This window comes from Novosphingobium sp. CCH12-A3 (genome assembly GCF_001556015.1).
In the GTDB taxonomy this organism is placed as follows: Bacteria; Pseudomonadota; Alphaproteobacteria; order Sphingomonadales; family Sphingomonadaceae; genus Novosphingobium; species Novosphingobium subterraneum.
Genome location: NZ_LSIA01000208.1, coordinates 1 through 1160, shown reverse-complemented (window position 1 = coordinate 1160; position 1160 = coordinate 1). Strand labels below are relative to the sequence as shown.

Genomic DNA, 1160 nt, shown 5'->3' with positions numbered 1-1160 from the left:
TTTGCATTCCAGTCATATGCACCCCGGACCATCCGGGACGAGGCGCACTGTAGGTCACGTCGGCACACCAGACGTGGTTGGGCCGGTCGATCGCCAGCTTGCGCAACAGGTACGGATAGACCCGGTGCTGCGGGTGCGGGTCGCTCGTCCGCGGCCGCTGGTAGATCGGCGTCAGGCCCATCTTCGCCATCAGCCGCCGCACCCGGCGCCGGCCGACCGCGTGACCCGCCCGCCGCAGGTGGCGCGCCATCTGGCGGCTACCGTACCACGGGCACTCCATGAAGGTCTCGTCGATCACCGTCATCAGCCCCAGCGTTTCATCCATCTCCGGCACCGGCGCATAGTAGTAGGACGAGCGGCTGATCCGCAGCAGGCGGCACTGCGCCGCAACCGACAGGCAGTGGTGAGCAGGCTCGACCATCGCTCGCCTCCGGTCCACGCTCATCGACCGAAGGCTTTCGCTAAAAAATCCCGCTCCACCACCAGTTGCCCGATCTTGGCGTGCAGCTTCTCCACCTCGCTCTCATTGGCGGCCTTGGCCGCATCGCCGGCCCCGGAGAACGAACCGGCCATCCCCTCGATGGCCTGACGCTTCCAAGCCGCGATCATTGTGTGGTGAAGCCCATGCTTGGCGGCCAGCTCCGCCAGCGTCAGGTCGCCCCGGATCGCCTCTAGCGCCACTCTCGCCTTGAACTCCGCGCTGTAGCGCTTCCTCGTCGTCTTCATTCCCGTACCAATCCATTAGATCGGGATTAGCTTAGCATCCTGTCCAGAAAACCGGGACCACCTCAGAGCGTGGTCCGTGCGGCTCGGCATCTGGCTCAAGCTTGCGGAAGGGGCAAGCCCCGGAACCAAGCTCGGCGCGTGCATCCTCAGTGCAATGGGAGCGGCCGCTCGTATCAACTGCTCACTCTTAGGATTGGCGCATCGTTCGCCCATTTGAACGGATTTACCGGGCCGCTCGGCTCACGTTAGTTCAGTTCGACCAAGACTACCTTCGTTGACAGCGTTGCGGCGGTTTGCGCCAATGGTGTTTACCTCGACCAGTCTACGAACACGCTGGCGATGAGTGCGATCACGCTATTGGTGTTCATTGCGCTCACGGTGAAGCGTCCCGGGTTTTCTGGAGGCTCCTATTTGTGAGAAGGAGCTGTGATGAG

1 pseudogene is annotated in these 1160 nt (G+C 62.9%); it reads right to left on the bottom strand.

Annotated features, from left to right (window positions below):
• Nucleotides 1-726 (bottom strand): annotated as a pseudogene (locus AX703_RS26765) (IS3 family transposase); the annotation flags it as partial.
• Nucleotides 727-1160 lie beyond the last annotated feature (434 nt).